At 35.4% G+C, this 4,075-nt stretch carries 4 protein-coding genes; 3 read left to right on the forward strand and 1 reads right to left on the reverse strand.

From position 1 onward, the window contains the following. A partial coding sequence (locus ACKI4H_RS15375; RefSeq protein ID WP_407307267.1) for a hypothetical protein occupies positions 1 to 371 on the forward strand: 371 nt, incomplete at its 5' end. 68 nt (positions 372 to 439) lie between these two features. On the opposite strand, the gene ACKI4H_RS15380 is transcribed toward ACKI4H_RS15375, so the two are convergent. Then, entirely contained in the window at positions 440 to 1,726 is a 1,287-nt protein-coding gene (locus tag ACKI4H_RS15380) for a YecA family protein (RefSeq protein ID WP_407307269.1), read from the reverse strand. A 317-nt stretch (positions 1,727 to 2,043) separates the two neighbouring features. Here ACKI4H_RS15380 and ACKI4H_RS15385 point away from each other — a divergent pair, with 317 nt between their 5' ends. Both ACKI4H_RS15385 and ACKI4H_RS15390 read left to right on the forward strand, forming a co-directional pair. Then, complete coding sequence (locus ACKI4H_RS15385) at positions 2,044 to 3,243, forward strand: TlpA family protein disulfide reductase (protein ID WP_407307271.1); 1,200 nt, start codon at positions 2,044 to 2,046, stop codon at positions 3,241 to 3,243. A 364-nt stretch (positions 3,244 to 3,607) separates the two neighbouring features. Then, positions 3,608 to 4,075, forward strand: a 468-nt coding sequence (locus ACKI4H_RS15390; protein ID WP_407307273.1) for an SDR family oxidoreductase, incomplete at its 3' end; no start/stop codon positions are given.

Here is a 4,075-nt window from a genome sequence, read left to right on the forward strand (position 1 = left end):
ACTTGAGAAGCAAAGGCTATAAAGACTGGCAGATATTGATGAATATGCAAAACTTCATGATTAATTACAAAGTACAAAATTTAGAAGGTAAAACATTCAACAGTGATATAGAACAGATTGAGTATTTGAAAAAGACATTTCATAAATATATGAATATGGATGAAAAAGATTGCTACGTGCAATTCCCACTAAAAGCTTTCCAATCGATAGAATTTGTGGATCAGTTTAATATCGGTATAATATCAGTACTCAATACCTACGGATTAGAATCTAAATTGATGACGCCTAATTTTAAGGCAATTAAAGAGTTCTTAGACATTAGGTTTAATTTAAGCAGTGATGATTATAATGAAAATAATCCTCTTCCCTAAACTTAAATGTTTATTACTTGGCAATAAGTTTGCCAGACATAAACACGTTCAATCATGATTTGCCCCCCTTAACTTTCCTCCAACAGAAACTTCTTGGAAAAAGCATCCATACGTTGTTTATGCGCTTCTAATTCAATTTGGAACCCAGCTACTTCACATTCTTTGTTTTCTGTAACTATCACAAGTTTTCTTTCTTGGAGGTCGCCATACTTGGTTAGTTGCAAAACTAGCTGCTCATGCTTGTTCTTTTTTGAAATAGGTGGTTTGAAAGAATTAAGCTTCAAAAGAAGCCCCTCAATATATTCGATCTGGCAATTACAATCCTTAATCATCAGCTGTCTTTTCCCATCATCATCAAGTCTATTAAATTCTTCGAAAGCGTAAACAGGCTTATATGCAACATGCATTGCATCTTGTATTTTCGATCTCCAATTTTCAATCATAAAAACCGGTAATACAGATGGGTATAATTGGCATATCTCAGAAAGCAAAAAATCAAATATTCTTTCCAAATCATCCAATTGCGGTCTTGAAATTTGTCTATTGTGGGCTTCCTCGCGTCTAATGGTATTGAGCTCTATCATAATGTCTTCAAACTCGTTTTTCTTCGCAAACAAGTGTTTGAAGGAACCCCAGTCAGCACTTATTATCTTCTTTATATCTAGCGTATAACTGTAATCAATAAGAATGTCTCCATCAATAATGGAAGCACCGAATTGATTCGAATATGTCCTTTCAATTGATGTAGCGATTTTACTATCAATAGCTAAGTGCCACCAATTCGCACCAAGCTTTGTTTTATAAATATCTTTAATAGTTTGTCTCACAGCGTTTTCAATATCCGAAATAATTGTTTTGGCTCTGGAAACCCTGTAGTCTGGAGTATTCTCGGTGAACATTGAGGTTCTTAACCATTCAATAGAATTGGTGCTAATTGAAGAAGCTGCCACCCTTGATGAAACAACATTCAACATTTCCTCATCCTGATCATTAAAAGCGGCTGCGGAAAAGTAAGAAATGGTAACGCACTCATAAGGATCTCCTTTGAATAGGCCGCTCAGGCACCCCATAATTCCAGCCATCTCCATTTTAATATCTAAGGATTTCGTATGGTCTGAGTAAAATTCACAAAGGATTGTGTCACCCCCATTCATCAGACGGATCTCTTTAACTTTTACACTTTTCACTCCATCCGATAGTATTCCAAGATTTTCGAGTGCAAATTTCACGACCCCCATCAGGGAAGGGATGGTCATTTGAATCGATATTTTCTCGGGTTCTAACTTTGATATACAGCACTTTTTAAATTTTAATCCACTTCCGCAGTAACATGTATCATTTCGCCCAATATTCATAGTGGTAAATATCCTGAAAAATATCTGCAACTGAAATTTTTGTATCGTTTGAATCCAGTTCATTATGTTTTTTAACAAAAACCGATTGAGAAGATACTTTTGCACAGAAAATTTCTCTAGATAGCATTCAGGTTAGGGCTAGAGAAATAGCACAAATTAAGAGCGAAAAAGTTCGTCTACAAGAATTACAGCGGCTATTTAAAAGTAAGTCGGAAGAGTCTCAGCTGATTGTTTATTGGTATTATAGAAATGACCAGAATGAGGCGAAAGTAGCTGAAATACAAACTTCAATTCTAAGAAAGTTCCCCAATGGGATATTGAATACACAACAACGTTTGCAAACTATTGGCCAGATGCCTGATGTATTTGTAAAAGACTCTCTTTATACTTCACTTCTAAAATCAAATAAGCAACTCAACCTTGGTGTGCATAACCTGACAATGGTGCTGGAATTTGCAAAAATTGGGAACAAGGAGAAAGTTGAGCAATATTTAAATCAAATTGAATATGCGAAAGATCCTAAAGGCAAAGCCATTCAAGCGATGCAAATTTATCCTATTATGATTCAAAATTTGATACGTCATGATACAAAAATCGCACTTCCGTACATAACAACTTATATTGAATATACGCGTGCACAATTACCAGAAAATAAAAAGATTTGGTCCGCTGCTGCAGGAAAATATTATAACGCATTACTAGCTTATTTTGATGTATTTATTCAAGATAAACAATATGAACAAGCGTATAATTATAATAATCTTTTGCAACTTGAATTGTCAAAATATGAAAATGTCGATCAAGGTCTTTATGCTAAACTTAAGCAAAATTATCTTGTCAGTCTTTTGAATACCAAAAGATATAAACAAGCGTTTCCTCTTTTAGAAGCATCTTTCCAAAATGAGAACCGTATTCCTGGCATAGTTAACCATTTAAAATTGGCCTACGCGGCAAATTACGATAGCTTAGAGGGTTATGAAGCGTATTTAAAAAAGCTGGAACAAAAGAAAAATGATTTTGTACTTAAGCAGACCTTAAATGCTGCGATCAAATTGCCCGCTCCTAATTTCACACTTGCTGATGTTGATGGTAAATTAGTACGCCTTAGTGACCTTAAAGGTAAGGTGGTTATTTTAGATTTTTGGGCAACCTGGTGTGAGCCATGTAAAGCCTCATTTCCAACAATGCAGAAAGCTGTAAACAAATATAAAGATGATAAAGATGTTAAATTTCTATTTCTGCATACATGGGAAAAAGGTGGCGTTGATGCCACTAAAGATGCTAAGCAGTATGTTGTAGACCATAACTACTCCTTTGAGGTACTGATGGATTTACGCAATGTTGATACTAAAAAATCTGCAGTAGCTGAAGCCTATAAAGTTTCAGGAATACCAACGAAAATTTTCATTGATCCTCAGGGTATGATGCGTTTTATTACAACGGGATTTTCTTCTGATGAGGGTAAAGCGCTTCAAGAGATATCGACCATGATTGATTTTGTAAAGAAGAGTAAATAATTACACTCATCTCTGCGAAAAAAACGTGGATGTTAAACAAGAGGTTGTATCATTTGAAAAATGAGCAACCTCTTGGTGTTTTATAGCTTTTATTAGATATTTAAAAGTGCACCCATCACTACAAGCACTAGACTAGTTACGATGTATAATAACTGAGATACATATAGACCCTAAATCTATAGCGCGTGGACACAAAAAAATATGGGCAAATTTTGCTGTAGCCGACCACGATGGTCATAAATTTAATGTATTTTATAGGTAAGTGATACGATCGCAAGAGTTTTGACTACAACAAAAATAGATTTGGCTACATCTGTTTTTTAACGACCATGCACCTTTGCATAGTTCAACAAAACAGAAAAAAATGAAAATTATACTTACAGGTTCATTAGGCCATATCGGCAAACCACTTGCAACCACATTGGTGCAAAAAGGCCATTCAGTAACAGTCATTACCAGTAAAGCTGAAAGAAAAAACGAAATAGAAAACATTGGTGCAAAGGCCGCAGTCGGCTGCATTGACAATGTAGACTTTTTAACGGAAACATTTATAGGTGCGGATATTGTGTATTTAATGGAACCACCTATTAATTTTCTTGATGCCAAGATCATCATGGATACCTATTGGCAAGCTATTGCCAAAAGTTACGTGGAAGCCATTTTGAACTCGGGCGTTACTAAAGTGATCCACCTGAGCAGCATCGGTGCACATACTGATAAAGGCGTTGGTATGCTGGCAGCGCATTATTGGGTAGAAAACATTTTAAAAGAATTGCCCCATACGGTGTCTATTAAAACCATGCGCCCTGTTGGTTTTTACTATAACATGTTC

The sequence above is a fragment of the Acinetobacter sp. genome, assembly GCF_045628685.1.
Lineage (GTDB): Bacteria > Pseudomonadota > Gammaproteobacteria > Pseudomonadales > Moraxellaceae > Acinetobacter.